The following is a 16,450-nucleotide window of genomic DNA, read 5'->3' as shown; positions in this document are numbered from 1 at the left end:
ATCACTCTGATCGTTATCGACTGTTCAGCCGTCGATCAACCAGTGAGTTCGCTCCTGCATAAAGGGTGCAGGAAGGGAATTTCAGGCGTGGGTCTTGTGATCCAGCGCAGCGTAGAAGTTGGCGCTCTGTTCCAGGTATTTCTGGGTGTAGCTCTGGGTATGGGATTTTTTGTCGCTGATTTCAACATTGGCACTGGCTGGCAGTGCAACGGTGGCAGAGATGGCGGAGGCGGCTATGACGGAGAAGAGGTTGAAGTTCATCGCGGTATTCCTCGGATTCAGTTGGCTTGCTTGCCCGGTGGGGCCGTGAAGCAAACTTAACCTTCGAGGGTCGACGCCTTGAAATGCTTTGTAGCATTACCACATATCAGCGTGATTGATAAAAGGATGCAGGCCCCGCCAGCCGGGGCCTGCGGTCTATTGACGCAGGATGAACTCGAGATCGCTCGGCGCATCCATTGGCAGTTTTTGCACGGTTTTACCCAGTAGCCCGGTCTTGGCATCGCGCTCAACGACGACAATCTGGTTGCTCTTTTGGTTGGCGATCAGCAGGAACTTGCCGCTCGGATCGAGGCTGAACTCCCGAGGATGATCGCCCTCGACTGCCCTGCGTTGTAGCTCCTTGAGATGCCCGGTTGCCGGGTCGACGGCAAACACCAGCAACTGATTGGCCGTGCCACGGTTGCTGACATAGAGGAACTTGCCATCAGCCGAGGCGTGTAGCGCCGCCGCTGCCTTGTCTGAAACCGGTTGGCCGGCAGCCAGGTCGACCATCTGCGTCTGCTCAAGCTTGCCATCGCGGTAATCGAATACGGCGACCTGCGCGCTCATTTCCATGGTCAGCCAGGCGTGCTTGCCATCGGCGCTGAACAACAGATGACGCGGCCCACTGCCGGGCGGCAATTGCACGAACGCCGGGGTGCCCGGAGTCAGAGGCAGCTCAGGGTTGGCCTTGGCGTCGAAGCGGTAAACAAAGACCTTGTCGGCGCCCAGGTCATTGGAAAACACGTACTTGCCCTCCGGCGATGACACCGTGGAGTGCACATGCGCCGACATCTGCCGCTCGGCATTGACCCGACTGGACGGGTGGCTGCTCATCTGCACCACCGGTTGGAGCTTGCCGTCAGCCGTCACCGGCAACACCGCCAGCGTACCGCCCGGGTCTTCGGACACCGAGTAGTTGCTGACGAACAAATGCCTGCTATCGGCGCTGAGACTCGAATGGGTCGGCTCGTTGCCCAGGCTTTGCACTTGGTTGATCAGGCTCAGTTCATGGCTCTTGGGGTCGATGGCAAAACTGCTGACACGCCCTACCGGATCGGTTTGACCCGGACCGTTTTCGTTGACCACGAACAGGTATCGCTGATCCTTGGACAGGGTCAACCACGACGGGTTTTCGCTGTTGATCACCTGCAGCGGCTTCGGGTTGATTTGCCCGGTGGCGCTGTCGAACGCCAAACGGTATATCCCCTGGCTCTGGCCTGCGGTGTAAGACCCCACGAGCAATTCGACATTTTCGGCCATCGCCGTTTGCACGCCCATGGCGCCAATGCTGCCGGCCATCAACAGCGGCCAGAGATTACGCATCTTCATTCACGGCTTCGCCGTCATCGTTGTCACCGCGAAATGCGGTCATGCACACCAACCGATGCTCCCCGGAATCACCTGTGATCAGCCAGCTTTGCAGGGTTGGATCGAAGGTCGCCGCCTGGATCTGCGCCGGCGTGAACTCCCAGTGTTTGGCCGCACGGCCATCCATGCATTCGATATGCAGGTTGTCGAACTCATCAAGGGAGAATTCGAAAGCGTGCAAGCCGTCGATTTCCACCATATCGCAGTGTTCGAGGACGTTGAGCAGGGTGTCGGTTGGGGAAGTCATGGCAGTCAATCTTTGAATGGGAAAGACGCAATGATAGCTCATTGGACCACCCCTTCCCTTGTAGCAACTGCCGCAGGCTGCGATCTTTTGAGGTTGTTTTTCAAGAACAAGATCGCAGCCTGCAGCAGCTCCTACGGAGGGCGCGGGTTGTTACAAAGCCTCACGCGACGGCTTGCCATCCACCAATCGTTGAATGCGCAGCGGATTGGCGTTCTTCAGCACATCCGGGAGCAAACTGTCGGGGTAGTTCTGGAAGCATACCGGGCGCAGGAAGCGATCGATGGCCAATGTTCCCACCGACGTGCCCCGTGCATCCGAGGTCGCCGGATACGGGCCGCCATGCACCATCGAATCACACACTTCCACGCCGGTCGGATAGCCGTTGAGCAAGATGCGTCCGACTTTCTGTTCCAGCAGCGGCGTCAGTTCAGCGAATTGTTCAAAGTCTGCCGGCTCGCCAATTACGGTAGCCGTCAGTTGCCCGTGCAAGCCATTCAACGCCGCAACCAGTTGCGCTTGATCCGCTACTTCAACCACCACCGTTGTCGGGCCGAACACTTCTTCCTGCAGCACTTCATCACTGTTGATCAGCAAGCTCACATCGGCTTTGAAAAGTTGTGGCTGCGCCTGTCGTCCCTGTTGCGTATTGCCTGACAGGTGCTCGATACCCGGATGATCAAGCAGCTTTTGCAGGCCCTTGCCATAGCTGCCGAGTGTCCCGGCATTGAGCATGGTTTGCGCCGGCTGATCAGCCATCATGTCCGTTACCAATTGCAGGAAAGCACTGAACTGCGGTGAGCGAATGCCGATCACCAGACCCGGATTGGTACAGAACTGACCACATCCCTGAACCACTGAACCGGTCAGCCCTCGGGCGATGGTTTCGGTGCGCTCTTGCAATGCTTGCGGGAGCACGATCACCGGGTTGATGCTCGACATCTCGGCGAACACCGGAATCGGTTGAGGGCGCGCAGCCGCCATGTCGCACAAGGCGCGGCCACCTTTTAGCGAACCGGTAAAACCCACCGCCTGAATCGCCGGATGCTTGACCAGCGCTTCACCCACCCCGCCGCCGTAGATCATGTTGAACACACCCGCCGGCATGCCGGTTTTCTGCGCCGCACGAATGATCGCGTCCGCAACCCATTCGGCGGTTGCCATGTGCCCACTGTGGGCCTTGAACACGACCGGGCAACCGGCGGCCAGCGCCGAAGCCGTGTCGCCACCGGCCGTTGAAAACGCCAGGGGAAAATTGCTGGCGCCAAACACTGCCACCGGCCCAACGCCGATGCGGTACTGGCGCAGGTCTGGACGCGGCATCGGTTGGCGCTCAGGCAATGCCTGGTCGATGCGCGCACCGTAGAAATCGCCACGCCGCAGCACATTGGCAAACAGGCGCATTTGGCCGCTGGTGCGTCCACGCTCACCGATGATCCGCGCCGCCGGCAACGCTGTTTCACGACAGACCAGTGTCACGAAATCATCCCCCAAGGCATCCAGTTCAGCGCCAATCGCGTCCAGAAACTGCGCACGACGCTCGGCACTCAAGCTGCGATAAGCCGGGTACGCGGCAGCGGCAGCCTTGGCGGCGGCGTCGACTTCCTCCGGTGTGGCCTGGAAGAAATCATGAGGCAATGCATCACCGGTTTCGGCATCGACGCTTTGCATCGTGAGACTGCCGGCAGCGCTGCGCTGTCCGCCGATGTAGTTGTGGCCAAGAATCAGGGTCATGCCAATCTCCTCAAAGTGTGCCGACGGTGCCGGGTTCAAATGCTGCTGCAACCGGTGCAATGCCATTGATCAACGGCGCGCCGAACTCCGCCTGGCTGATCTCGAACACATCACCCGGCTGCGTGCGTACGCCATCGGCGAACGACAGGGTTGCGGTGCCAAAGAAGTGAATGTGCACATCCCCCGGGCGCAGGAACTGGCTGTATTTGAAATGATGAAATTCAAGGTTGGCCAGGCTGTGGCACATGTTCGCCTCACCGCTGAGAAACTCGTTCTGCCACAGCACCTCACCGCCGCGCAGAATGCGGCTGGTGCCGGCCAGATGTTGAGGCAGTTCGCCGACCCGCAGCTCCGGACCATAGCTACAACTGCGCAGTTTCGAGTGAGCCAGATACAGGTAGTTTTTGCGCTCCATCACGTGATCGGAAAACTCGTTGCCCACGGCAAAACCCAGACGATACGGCTTGCCGTCGTGACCGATCACGTACAGGCCGCTGATTTCCGGCTCTTCACCGGCGTCTTCGGCAAACGGTGGCAGCGGGAATGGCTGGCCTGGACGAACGACGATGCTGCCGTCGCCTTTATAGAACCATTCCGGTTGCACGCCAGGCTGATTCGCTGCCGGCTTGCCGCCCTCCACGCCCCACTTGAAGATGCGCATGGTGTCGGTCATCGCAGTTTCGTCACCGGCCTGCTGGTGCATCTTGTCCCGGGCCGAGGCACTGCCCAGGTGGGTCAAGCCGGTGCCGCTGACCAGCATGTGCGCCGGGTCCGGGTGGTCCAGTGGCGGCAGAATACGCAGTTGCGTGAGCAGCTCGGCATAGTCATGACTGACGCCCAGGCCCATGTCCCCCACTTGTTGTTCCAGACCAACGCCCGCCTCGATCGCCGCCAGCGCCAGATCGCGAACCGTACGCGCGCCCTGCACTTCACGCACCAGACCTTCCTCGACCACGCCTACACGGCGCTCGCCGTGACTCAATTCGAATTGAACCAAACGCATGAAATTTCTCCCGAGTGCAAATTTCGAAAACAATCGCAGATCCCTGTGGGAGCGGGCTTGCCCGCGATAGCAGTCTGTCTGGCACATCAATGGTGAATGTGCCTCCGTCATCGCGGGCAAGCCCGCTCCCACAGGGTCGGTGGTAATGCTTATTTCGAGTCAGGTACGAGTCGCACCCCGCGCACTGGCGGCAAACTCCTCCGCCGGTAATACGTGCTTGCGCTCCAGCAACCGGTAAACCACGCCCGTCAGCAGCAGCCCGAACACCATCACGCAGGACAGGAAATACAGCCCTGACGCCAGGTTGCCGGTGTACTCCTTGAGTGCGCCGATCACGAACGGGCCGATGTAGCCGCCGAGGTTGCCCACCGAGTTGATCAAGGCAATCCCCGCCGCCGCACTGGCACCAGCGAAGAATCGACCCGGCAAGGTCCAGAACACCGCGGTGCAGGAAAACAACGCAAACGCCACCAGGCACAGCGCCGCCAGTTGCAGCACCGGCACCGACAGCCAGGCACTGAGGAACAGGCCGATGGCGCCTGACACATAGAGCACCGCCAGATGGCCGTACCGGTCATTCAATCGGTCGGAGCTGCGCGGAATGATCAGCAGGCCGATGATCCCGAAGATGTACGGCACCGAGGAGACGAACCCGGTCACCAGATCGCTGCCACCGAACTGTTTGATCAACGTCGGCAACCACAAACCAAGGCCATAGATGCTCAAAGTCACCGGCAGATAGAACAGCGCCAGCAGCAACACGCGTTTGTCCTTCAGGGCGTGCAGCGGATTGCCGTGACGGGTCTGACCGTAGGCTTCGAGGTCCTTTTTCAGTTCACCGCACAGCCAGTCCTTCTCGGCCTGGTCCATCCACTTCACCTGTTGCGGGCCGTCAGGCAGCCAGCGCAGCACAGGCCAGGTCAGCAGGATCGCTGGCGTGCCGATGACGATGAACAGCCATTGCCAGCCGTGCAGCCCGAGCACGCCGTCCATGCCCAGCAGACCGCCGGACACAGGGCCAGTGATCATCATGGCAATGGGTTGGGAAAGGATGAACAGCCCGAGGATCTTGCCGCGATGGCGCACCGGGAACCATTGGGTGATGTAGTACAAAACGCCCGGAAAGAACCCGGCTTCGGCGGCGCCGAGCAAAAAACGCATCAGATAGAAGCTGTTCGGCCCCTGTACGAACGCCATGCCGATGGTGATGGCGCCCCAGGTGACCATGATCCGCGCAAACCAGCGCCGTGCGCCGAAACGGTCGAGCATCAGATTGCTCGGAATCTCCAGCAGGAAGTAGCCAATGAAGAACAGCCCGGCACCCAAACCGTAGGCCGCATCACCAAGGCCGATGTCGGCACCCATGTGCAACTTGGCGAAGCCCACAGCAGAGCGATCCACGTAGGCGATCAGGTACAGCAGGACAAGAAAGGGAATCAGTTTGCGCGTGATGCGACGAATAAGCCGCAGTTCCTGGCTCATGAGATCGGTCTCCGATTGTTGTTTTTATAGAACCTCGGGGGACGCCTCTCACGGAAAATCGCCAGGGTCATCCCTCCACTGAAAACGACTATATAGTAATACTATTTATCCAACAACACTTCCAAATAGTCGAATTTGAGCTTATGTTATCGCTCAGATAGAACAATATAGTCATACAATAAGAGAATCGATCATGTCTGATAAGAAACCCACCCTGCGCTCCGCCCAATGGTTTGGCACCGCCGACAAGAACGGCTTCATGTACCGCAGCTGGATGAAGAATCAGGGCATCGCCGACCATCAGTTCCATGGCAAGCCGATCATCGGCATCTGCAACACCTGGTCGGAACTGACCCCGTGCAACGCGCATTTCCGCCAGATTGCCGAGCACGTCAAACGCGGCGTGATCGAGGCCGGTGGTTTCCCGGTGGAATTTCCGGTGTTCTCCAATGGCGAGTCCAACCTGCGCCCCACCGCCATGCTCACCCGCAACCTGGCGAGCATGGATGTCGAAGAAGCCATTCGCGGTAATCCGATTGATGGGGTGGTGCTGCTGACCGGTTGTGACAAAACCACTCCCGCCCTATTGATGGGCGCTGCCAGTTGCGACGTCCCGGCCATCGTCGTCACCGGCGGGCCGATGCTAAACGGCAAGCACAAAGGCAAGGACATCGGTTCCGGTACCGTGGTCTGGCAACTCAGCGAGCAGGTCAAGGCCGGCACCATCACCATCGACGATTTCCTTGCGGCCGAAGGTGGCATGTCCCGCTCGGCCGGCACCTGCAACACCATGGGCACTGCCTCAACCATGGCCTGCATGGCTGAAGCATTGGGCACTTCCCTGCCCCACAATGCGGCGATCCCGGCCGTCGATGCGCGCCGTTATGTGTTGGCGCACATGTCGGGCATGCGTGCGGTGGAGATGGTTCGCGAAGATTTGAAACTGTCGAAGATTCTGACCAGGGAAGCCTTCGAAAACGCTATTCGCGTCAACGCCGCCATCGGTGGCTCGACCAACGCGGTGATCCATTTGAAGGCCATTGCCGGACGTATTGGCGTAGAACTGAACCTGGACGACTGGACCCGCATCGGGCGCGGCATGCCGACCATCGTCGACCTGCAACCGTCCGGGCGTTTCCTGATGGAAGAGTTCTACTACGCCGGCGGATTGCCTGCGGTACTGCGTCGACTCGGTGAGGCCAATCTGATCCCGAACCCGAATGCCCTGACCGTCAACGGAAGATCGATCGGCGAAAACACCAGGGACGCGCCGATCTATGGCGAAGACGAAGTGATTCGTACCCTCGACAACCCGATCCGCGCCGACGGCGGAATTTGTGTATTGCGCGGTAACCTGGCGCCACTGGGTGCAGTGCTCAAGCCTTCCGCTGCCACACCGGAACTGATGCAGCATCGCGGGCGCGCCGTGGTGTTCGAGAATTTCGACATGTACAAGGCGCGCATCAACGATCCGGAACTGGACGTGGACGCCAACTCCATTCTGGTCATGAAAAACTGCGGGCCAAAGGGTTATCCGGGCATGGCCGAAGTCGGCAATATGGGCTTGCCTGCCAAGCTGCTGGCCCAGGGTGTGACCGACATGGTGCGTATTTCCGATGCGCGCATGAGCGGTACCGCCTATGGCACCGTGGTCTTGCATGTGGCGCCTGAAGCCGCAGCGGGTGGACCGTTGGCGACTGTGAAGGAAGGTGACTGGATCGAACTCGATTGCGCCAGCGGTCGCCTGCACCTGGACATCCCGGATGCAGAACTGGCTGCGCGCATGGCCGACCTGCAACCGCCGCAGCAATTGCTGGTGGGTGGATATCGTCAGCTGTACATCGACCATGTGTTGCAGGCGGACCAGGGTTGCGACTTCGATTTCCTGGTCGGTTGCCGCGGAGCTGAAGTGCCGCGTCATTCTCACTAACGCTGCCTGTCCCCCTGTAGGAGCGAGCCTGCTCGCGATGGCGGCGGATCAGTCGATATTGATGGCGGCTGACACGCTGTCATCGCAAGCAAGCTTGCTCCTACAGTTTTGAATTTCTGTCATGCACAAATTTTGTGTTCAGCAGAGATCCCCTGTGGGGGCCTGCTCGCGAAAGCGGTCGTACATTCAGCATTTATGTTGGCTGAAACGTCGCATTCGCGAGCAGGCTCGCTTGTACACATTTGCTTTCCATCTGCCTCAAGATTGCGCCGCGCCTGCTATCATGCGCGACACCCCATCGCCCAGGACCGCAGCGCTCCCCATGGATTATCGCAAACCCTCCGACCGCAAAAGCATGCATTCGCGCATTGTCCAGGAACTGGGCATGCAGATCGTCTCGGGACGTTTCCTGCCGGACGACAAACTCCCCGCCGAAGCGCTGTTGTGCGAAGAATATGCGGTCAGCCGGCCGGTTTTGCGCGAAGCCACCCGGGTACTGGTCGCCAAGGGCCTGGTGTACTCCCGCCCCCGAGTCGGCACGGTGGTCAAGCCGCGCAAGGACTGGCACATGCTGGACCCGGACGTTTTGCACTGGTTGATGCAAAGCAGCCCGCAGAACGAGTTTTTCGATTTGCTGACCAGTGTGCGCAGCATCATCGAGCCGGCCGCTGCGGCCCTGGCCGCGCAATTCGCGACCGATGCGGACATCGCATCCATCGGTGAAGCCTACCAACGCATGGAAGCTGCTCCAACGCCCGAAGCTCTGTTGCAACCGGACCTCGATTTCCACAGCCGCATCGCCGATGCAACCCACAACGATCTGTTGGCGAACCTGTGCAACATGCTTTCGGTGGCCATCGCCGAAGCCTTGAAGCACTCCAATCAGAGGCCGAATCTGCATGAGCTGGCGCTGCCCCGGCACAAGGCGATCCTGACCGCTATCGAGAACCGCGATGCCCTCGGCGCGCGACATGCCACGCTCGTTCAGCTCGACGACGCTCGCAACGCATTGAATGTGGTGCTCGGACACACCGAGTAAAGACTTGCCATCAGTGGCTGGCACGCCACTGATGAGAGAATGCGATTCCTGTAAGGCCGAAGGATTCGGCCCGTGGATCAGTCTCCAGGAAGGGGACTGATTATTCGAAAAGAAAAGGACGTCGCCATGCCCAACCCGAACACTCTGTCACCCTTTGCACCCAGCCAGCTTCCAGCCCGTGCGGTTCAGGAACGATTTTCACAGCGTCCAACCATAACGTCCGTGGTGGCAAATACTTTGCTCGCCAGACTGAAGGAACACTACCCCACCCTGGACTTCGACCCGATGGCGGTCAAACTTGCCAGCCCACACGCCTCAGGTGGCTGGACACTCAAGTTGCTGATTGAAGTTGCCATCGAGCATCTGCTGGCCCCCGCCCCTCTGGACTTCAGCCCCCGTGACCCACTGCCCTTCTATTTGACGCTGAACGGGTCGAAGCGCCTGAACACTCGCACTGCGCCTTACCTGGATATGCAGGTGGTAGCCCGTATCCTTGCCGACCTTCCCCTCACCTTGTACATCGACTATCAACAGGCGCTGGTGGATTACTGGAACCAGACCGATGAAAACGGCGTCAGCCACTGCCAATGGTTAAGTGAGGTTCTGAAGGGCCAGTTGAAAACGGCGGGCCTTCGTCCATCGAACCTGAACGAGGCGCAACGGCAAGCGTTGCTGCAGGTGGCCAATACGCCCGATCGTCAGGAGCGAAATGCCAGGCCTGGCCGTTCCGTTGACGCCTGGTTTCTCGAAACAACCTTCACTAAAGAGGAACAGGAAATACGCCGACAGGGACCTGAAATTCTGTTGCAACAGCAAAACAACGTGCTGCTTTGCCACGTCGATGGGAGGGTCGAGGTATTCAATTCAATGCAAGCCTTCAACGATGCCTGGGGCCGGGTATTACGGCAGCAGTATCAGGTCGATCACATTGGCTGGAAACGCTACGAGCCTGACGACAGTCTTTTCGAGGTGCAGGCCGGTCTCATCCTCAACGGACAGCTTGGTGAGCTGGAGACATTTCAAGCCAGTTCCGCCAATGGTCTACTGGATCTGGTCGAACGCACGCAAACCCTCACAGACCCGTCGATCCTGTTCATACAGACACCGCTGGCAGATGAAGCCCCACTGACTCCTGTATACATGCAACTACCGGGCTGGCTGCAACAGACCTCCCCGAGCGATCGTTTGGCCTATCGCCAGTATTTGCTGGATCTGGCTGAAGTCGCTATGCAAGGCGAAAGCGTTGCGCCGAACGAAGAGCTGGACGATATCCGCACCTTCAGCCGTAAAGCCTTGCGATCACAAATGCAGATCGATCATGGCCAGCAGGCCAACTTTGATCCTGACGATCTCGAACTGGTGTTCGCTGTCGCTGCCGGCTATCCAGGTGGCGCAGGCATTATCGAGCATGTGCGCCTGTCGCTGACTGACCTGGCATTGAAGAACCTGGCGGGCAAACCTGGTGGACGCATGACCGTGAGCCACAAACAGGGGCTGCCCTTGCCTGCATGGCTCGACGAATCTTATTTGCTGGGCAGTCAGGGATTGATTCAACGGGTTGATATCGGCAAGGTCTATCCGGAGAAAATCAAGGATCTGCTGCTCTCTGATTCCGATGATGCCCGCCGGCGGGAAAAGATGTACTCCCGTCAACTTCGGGTGCAGTTACCCATGCTGGCGCTTGAACAAAAGATCCGCAAGCAGTCCGGATTCACTGAAAAGGGACATCGATACGTCGCTGCCCTGGTGGGCGATACAACGGCAGACCGCACATTCGACGAGCAGGAGATTGTCCTTCGCCCCTTGGCCTTTCACCGTAAGCCGGGGGCCGATCCGGACACTGTCGAAGACATGTTCCTGATCGAGCCCAAGGACCTGAATACCGGCCCTTGCATTCTTTATCGCCCTCAATATGCCATCGCGCTTCTCGAGTTCCCGACCCGCGAGGTGCTGTTCGAAGCCATTGCCCAATCCGGGGAACTGCAAGACAGCATCCTTGCCTGGCTGCCGGACCGCGCCAGAAGTATTTATGCCAATAACGGCTTCAACGAACCGCATATCAACCACTTTCACCTCGGTGATGAATTCAACCTGCCGCAAAAACCTGCACCGGCGTGTCTTGCAGGAGATGAAGGGGCCGACGAATTGTTCCAGGCACTGTCGGGAGCAACGATCCTCAGTGAACTCTACGGTAGCAACGCTCGGGCCCTCGTCAATCTGGCCGATCGAGACTCGGTATCGAATGCGGAAAGTCGCTGGAAGGTTTTTTTCGAAGGTGCCGGCCTGCTTTTCAACACGCTGCTACTGCCACTGGCCCGCGGACCGCTGATGTTGGTCGGCTGGATGCTCGTCTTGATCGACAGCCTGGAAAAAGATCTCTCCGGACTGGGTAGCGATGATCCGAAAGTCAGGGAACTCGCTCTGATCGATTTATTACTCAATACCGCAATGGTGCTACTTCACCTTGCGCCGACCACAGAGCCTGCTCAGCCCCCGTTGCGGCGACCCGCGCCTGACAAAACCGAACCCTCACTGGCGTCTTGGCGCTCTGAACTTAATCCGCATAAACCCGAAACTGTTCAAATCAGACCCGAAACCATCGCCTTGACAGGAGAACCGGTAGGAAGTGACCGCACACCGCTGGACTTCATCACCTCCACCGCCAGTGCGAAGTCGACCCAGAAGCTGATGAATGAGCTGCTCAGCTTTCATGTCCCGTGGCCCGAGAATCTGCCACCTGCGCAAGCAAGCGGTCCGTTCAAAGGTCTGTATCAAATCGACGGTATCTGGCACGCAAGCACCGGCGGGCTGCTGTTCAAGGTCAGTATCGTGCCCGGCTTTGGCGAGGTGTATCTGATCGACCCGGTCCGACCTGACCATCCCGGCTTTAAACTCAGCTGCGATGGGCAAGGACACTGGCGACTGGATCGTGGACTGAAACTGAGGGGGGGAGGTCCCAAAAATAGACGTCAGGCCAAGCTGGCTGAAATTCGCCAGCAGCTGGAAGAAATCAACCTCAACAAGCCAGCACTGGAACTACAACTAGAACGTCAAATAACCCAGTCTTCCCGGACCCGGACCAGCTTGGGTGAAACAGTGAATCAACTGGAGACTGCCACTCGCAGTCTGCAGGCGGCGTGGGCAGCACTCGATCAAGCCGAAGGCCCAGCGCATGCGGCTACGAATCTGCAGTACACAAATGCTGTCCGGTTGTATGCCGATCTCAATCGAACCGGCGCTATCCAGTCGGAACTGCTGGTGCGGATAAACGAGCAACTGGAACTGACCTGTGGCGAGCTCTTGAATATGAGCCGAAGAAGCCAGGCATTGGAACCTTCCGTCGACCATGCGCAACGGCAAACCGAACTGCTCACCGGCCTCGCGACCGGCTACATTCTTGCGATGGCGTTTGGACTGGAAGCAGAAAAGCCTTCGGTGACCTCACAGGGCGAACCTGTCAAAAAACTGTTTTTGCGGCAGAAGGCCGAACTTCGAGAAGGCAATCCAACGGGTTACCGGGAAATGATCGAGTTGTTTCAGAAAAAGCTTCAGATTAAAGAACAGAATATCGACCTGGCTGGAAGACTGGATCGCATTTACAACGAACTGGACCAGTTCAGGCTTGGACGAGAAGCACGTCAGGCTCTGAAAAACACTCTGGTCCGGCCACAGCTTAACGACAGGACGAACGCACTGATCGACAGCCTGGCGGTATTGAAAACGCTGACCTTCGATCATAGCCATGCAATGAATGATTACGAACAATATCTGTTTGACCTGGAAGTCTCCGATCTTCGGGATGCCATAACGGTGTCCCACATGAACTTGCGGGTGACCGCAGGATTTACTGCAGATGAGCGAGCGCAGGCTCTCTCGACAATCATTGACCGCTACAAACGTTCACTCAGCGCCTGCCATGACATGCTCGAAATGAAGTTGAGTCCTGAGCGAGCAGACTATCAGCAACGCTTCATTTCTCGTATCACGGAAGTCATCGGTAATGCCGAGGCAGAATTGGCAGAAATCGTCCGCTCCGAGACGGATGTTCCCGCGCAAACGACAGTGTCAAAACCACAACGTGAGCACTCCTTGACCAAGCGGGTTTTCAAAACCCGGAACAAAGGCACGCTTGTTGGCGACCTTTTACCTGCCACGGAAGGCGAGGCAGATGAACGCATTGAAGTCCGCGATCCGGTGAGTGGTCAGGTGGTTGCCAGGTTTCATAAACACCCGACAGAAAAAGTTTACGTAGAGCAGCTTACAGCCTCGACTCCAGAAGCCGTTACACCGCGGCCCCCTCGATCGCTGACGACGGTAAGGAAAGAAAGCTCGGCATTAAAAGCCAGGCAGGCGCAAATCGAACTTTCCATCCAGTTCCAGCAAAAGAAAATGAATGATCCTGCCCGCCTCGAAATCATTGAGCCCAGGGACTGGGACGATATGCTGGCCCATCACGCCGAAAAACTTGAGGCGTTGAGCAAAGAGGCTGAGGCGCTCGTCGGTGACGATGCTGCGGTGCTGGCCAAGACGTTACAAGAAGAAGCCAGCGAAGTTACCAGGATCGGCCGTCAGTATTGCGCCGAGGGTTATAAAAAACAGAGACCTCAGGTACAAAAGGTTGATTTTCTCTGGCGCTATGGCTTCGTGGATATCAGCGAGGTTACCCGCCTGAAAAAGCTTGCGACCGGCGATTACCTTACCGAATACGCGATCCGGGAAAAGAACAGTCCAAACGTCCTGTGGTTTGCACACTTTCACTACCCAAGCCTTGATACGCCGCATGCGTCCTACAGTTTCGCCCACCTCAAGATTCCAGCCCAACGCTTTCAGACCTACAAGGATCTGTTGAGGCAAGCCGCCGCCGACAACACCACTGTCGTCAACCTGAGAAAATCCATCATTGAACCGCCATTGGACGAAAGGCTGTTTCTGAACCTTTGATTCATGCATAAAAAAACCGCAGCTCAGGCTGCGGTTTTTTCAATCCACCATCGACTCAATGGGCAAACAGCGAATTACCCTTCTGCCCAGCCAGTTTTTCCGGCTTGATCAGGAACCGCGCCAATGCCGGCAACAGCCACAGTGCACCGAACATGTTCCACAGCAGCATGAAGGTCAGCATCAGGCCCATGTCGGCCTGGAACTTGATGGCCGAGAAGATCCAGGTGCACACGCCAATCGCCAGGCACAACCCGGTGAACAGCACCGCCTTGCCGGTAGACTTCAGCGTCTGGTAGTACGCCTCTTGCAACGGCAGACCGGCACGCAGGAAGCTTTCCAGACGGCTGTAGATGTAGATCCCGTAGTCCACGCCAATCCCCACTCCGAGTGCCACCACCGGCAGGGTCGCGACTTTCACGCCGATGCCCATGAAGGCCATCAGGGCGTTACCGAGTACCGAGGTCAGCACCAGCGGCAGCACGATGCACAAGGTCGCCGCCCATGAGCGGAAGGTGATCATGCACATGACCGCCACACAGATGTACACCAGGATCAGGATGGTCAGCTCGGACTTCTTGATCACCTCATTGGTGGCCGCTTCGATCCCGGCGTTACCGGCAGCAAGGATGAACTCCAGGCCATCCTTGTTGTTTTCCTTGGCGAACTCCTGCACGGCATGCACCGCACGATCGAGGGTTTCGGCCTTGTGATCGTTGAGGAACACCAGCACCGGCGCCAGCGAGCAACTGTTGTTGTACAGGCCGTCAGCCCGGGCAATGGAGTTGTTCAGCACGTCAGGGTTACGCGACAGGGTTTCCCATTTAAGGTTGCCCTCGTTCATGCCTTTGATCATCTGCTTGGAGACGGTCACCAAAGAAATCGCCGACTGCACGCCCTCGGTGTTCTGCATCTTCCACATCAGCTCGTCGATCGGCGCCATGGCTTCGTAGCGCGAGCAGCCTTCGGACTTGGTCTTGACCATCACCACCAATACATCGGAGCTGGTGGAGTAGTTGTTGATGATGAAGTTGTTGTCCTTGTTGTAGCGCGAATCCGGACGCAATTCAGGAGCACCCTGATCAAGGTCACCGATTTTCAGGTTCTGGCTGTACCAGAGGCCGCCACCAAAGGCGATCAGCGCCAGCAAGATGGAAACCGGGGCCACCTTGGCGCTGGCGAAGTTCGACAGCAGGCGCCAGAACGGATGTTCGCGCACCGCGTCTTTTTTGCTGCGCTCAACGGCACGCTTGCTGATGCCGACGTAGGAAATCGCCACCGGCAGCAGGATCAGGTTGGTGAACACAATCACCGCCACGCCGATGGATGCACCGATTGCCAGCTCACGGATCACACCGATATCGATGATCAACAGCGTGATGAAACCCACCGCATCGGCGAGGATTGCAATCATCCCCGGCAGGAACAGTTGACGGAATGTGCGTCGTGCAGCGGTCAGGGCGTTGTCCGCTTCACTCGATTGCAGGGCGATACCATTGATCTTCTGCACGCCGTGGGAAATACCGATGGCGAAGATCAGGAATGGCACCAACATCGAATAAGGATCGAGCCCGAAGCCGAAGAAGTGCATCAATCCCAACTGCCAGACCACCGCCACCAGCGTTGTGCTCAGAACGGCCACGGTGCTGCGCAGGCAGTTGGTGAACCACAGCAACAGAATCAGGGTGATGACGAAGGCGATACCGAAGAACATCACCACCATCACCAAGCCATCGATCAAGTCGCCGACCTTTTTGGCGAAACCGACGATGTGGATCTTGACGTTGGGGTTCTGTTTTTCAAACTTGTCGCGGATCTTTTCTTCCAGCTCGTGGGAGAACTTGCGGTAGTCCAGCGCCAGCAACTTGCCCTGGTCCTGCGGGTCAGGATAGGACTCCAACAGCGGGATATCGACGATGCTCGACTTGAAGTCGTTGGATACCAGCCGCCCGACTTGTCCGGACTTGAGAACGTTGTTGCGCAGAAGATCGAGGCTCGCCTGGGAGCCGTTGTAGCTTTGCGGAATCACTTCACCGCCGGCAAAACCCTCTTCCGTCACCTCGGTCCAGCGAATGCTCGGGCTCCACAGTGACTTGAGACCAGAACGATCGACACCGGAAATGTAAAACACCTCGTCGTTGATCTGACGCAGTGTCTCCATGTACTCCTTGGAGAAAATATCGCCATCGGTCGCCTCCACCGAGATACGCACCGTGTTGCCAAGGTTCGCCAGATCGTTACGGTGCTCCATCATCTTCTGGATGAATGGATGCTCCAGCGGGATCATTTTTTCAAAGCTGGTGGACGGACGAATCAGCGTTGCCTGCCAGAACAGGAAAATACTGACCAGCAGGCAGATGGTAATCACTGCCGGGCGGTTGTTGAAAATCAGGCGTTCAAGAAACGTCGCCTTGTCCTGGTGATGAGTGCTCAAGGAAGTCATAGCTG

At 57.8% G+C, this 16,450-nt stretch carries 10 protein-coding genes; 3 read left to right on the top strand and 7 right to left on the bottom strand.

Annotated elements, in window-relative coordinates:
• Nucleotides 1-81 precede the first annotated feature (81 nt).
• The 6 genes from AD668_RS11890 to AD668_RS11865 form a co-directional block, all read right to left on the bottom strand.
• Complete coding sequence (locus AD668_RS11890) at nt 82-261, bottom strand: hypothetical protein (RefSeq protein WP_053158845.1); 180 nt, start codon at nt 259-261, stop codon at nt 82-84.
• A gap of 156 nt (nt 262-417) precedes the next feature.
• Nucleotides 418-1,587, bottom strand: coding sequence for a lactonase family protein (locus tag AD668_RS11885; protein WP_053159841.1), 1,170 nt, complete (start codon nt 1,585-1,587; stop codon nt 418-420).
• Nucleotides 1,580-1,879: a DUF5629 family protein gene (locus AD668_RS11880; RefSeq protein ID WP_053158842.1), complete on the bottom strand. Its 300-nt coding sequence runs from the start codon at nt 1,877-1,879 to the stop codon at nt 1,580-1,582. Before AD668_RS11880 ends, AD668_RS11885 begins: the two co-directional genes overlap by 8 nt.
• Nucleotides 1,880-2,029: 150 nt before the next feature.
• Nucleotides 2,030-3,610 carry an aldehyde dehydrogenase (NADP(+)) gene (locus tag AD668_RS11875; RefSeq protein ID WP_053158839.1) on the bottom strand — a complete coding sequence of 527 codons (1,581 nt, stop codon included), beginning with the start codon at nt 3,608-3,610 and terminating at the stop codon, nt 2,030-2,032.
• A gap of 10 nt (nt 3,611-3,620) precedes the next feature.
• Nucleotides 3,621-4,613 (bottom strand): AraD1 family protein, encoded by a 993-nt coding sequence (gene araD1, locus AD668_RS11870; protein WP_053158836.1) that lies wholly within the window; start codon nt 4,611-4,613, stop codon nt 3,621-3,623.
• Between the two features lie 159 nt (nt 4,614-4,772).
• Nucleotides 4,773-6,095, bottom strand: a complete 1,323-nt coding sequence (locus AD668_RS11865; RefSeq protein ID WP_053158833.1) for an MFS transporter — start codon at nt 6,093-6,095, stop codon at nt 4,773-4,775.
• Between the two features lie 193 nt (nt 6,096-6,288).
• On the opposite strand from AD668_RS11865, the gene AD668_RS11860 reads away from it, so the two are divergent.
• The 3 genes from AD668_RS11860 (at nt 6,289) to AD668_RS11850 (ending at nt 14,005) form a co-directional block, all read left to right on the top strand.
• Entirely contained in the window at nt 6,289-8,025 is a 1,737-nt protein-coding gene (locus AD668_RS11860; protein WP_053158830.1) for an IlvD/Edd family dehydratase, read from the top strand.
• Nucleotides 8,026-8,347: 322 nt separating this feature from the next.
• Nucleotides 8,348-9,064: a FadR/GntR family transcriptional regulator gene (locus AD668_RS11855; RefSeq protein WP_053158827.1), complete on the top strand. Its 717-nt coding sequence runs from the start codon at nt 8,348-8,350 to the stop codon at nt 9,062-9,064.
• Between the two features lie 126 nt (nt 9,065-9,190).
• Entirely contained in the window at nt 9,191-14,005 is a 4,815-nt protein-coding gene (locus AD668_RS11850; RefSeq protein WP_156322332.1) for a dermonecrotic toxin domain-containing protein, read from the top strand.
• A gap of 55 nt (nt 14,006-14,060) precedes the next feature.
• On the opposite strand, the gene AD668_RS11845 is transcribed toward AD668_RS11850, so the two are convergent.
• The gene (locus AD668_RS11845; RefSeq protein ID WP_053158821.1) at nt 14,061-16,445 is read right to left on the bottom strand and encodes an RND family transporter; all 2,385 of its coding nucleotides are present in this window, start codon (nt 16,443-16,445) and stop codon (nt 14,061-14,063) included.
• Nucleotides 16,446-16,450: the final 5 nt, after the last annotated feature.

This window comes from Pseudomonas sp. P1.8, assembly GCF_001269805.1.
Lineage (GTDB): Bacteria > Pseudomonadota > Gammaproteobacteria > Pseudomonadales > Pseudomonadaceae > Aquipseudomonas.
This window is presented reverse-complemented; position numbering and strand designations above follow the sequence as displayed.

Excerpts from the sequence above, each read along its gene's own strand:
- AD668_RS11860 (WP_053158830.1), top strand. The coding sequence starts at position 6,289 with ATGTCTGATAAGAAACCCACCCTGCGCTCCGCCCAATGGTTTGGCACC.
- AD668_RS11855 (WP_053158827.1), top strand. The coding sequence starts at position 8,348 with ATGGATTATCGCAAACCCTCCGACCGCAAAAGCATGCATTCGCGCATT.
- AD668_RS11880 (WP_053158842.1), bottom strand. The coding sequence starts at position 1,879 with ATGACTTCCCCAACCGACACCCTGCTCAACGTCCTCGAACACTGCGAT.
- AD668_RS11850 (WP_156322332.1), top strand. The coding sequence starts at position 9,191 with ATGCCCAACCCGAACACTCTGTCACCCTTTGCACCCAGCCAGCTTCCA.
- araD1 (WP_053158836.1), bottom strand. The coding sequence starts at position 4,613 with ATGCGTTTGGTTCAATTCGAATTGAGTCACGGCGAGCGCCGTGTAGGC.
- AD668_RS11875 (WP_053158839.1), bottom strand. The coding sequence starts at position 3,610 with ATGACCCTGATTCTTGGCCACAACTACATCGGCGGACAGCGCAGCGCT.
- AD668_RS11865 (WP_053158833.1), bottom strand. The coding sequence starts at position 6,095 with ATGAGCCAGGAACTGCGGCTTATTCGTCGCATCACGCGCAAACTGATT.
- AD668_RS11885 (WP_053159841.1), bottom strand. The coding sequence starts at position 1,587 with ATGCGTAATCTCTGGCCGCTGTTGATGGCCGGCAGCATTGGCGCCATG.
- AD668_RS11890 (WP_053158845.1), bottom strand. The coding sequence starts at position 261 with ATGAACTTCAACCTCTTCTCCGTCATAGCCGCCTCCGCCATCTCTGCC.
- AD668_RS11845 (WP_053158821.1), bottom strand. The coding sequence starts at position 16,445 with ATGACTTCCTTGAGCACTCATCACCAGGACAAGGCGACGTTTCTTGAA.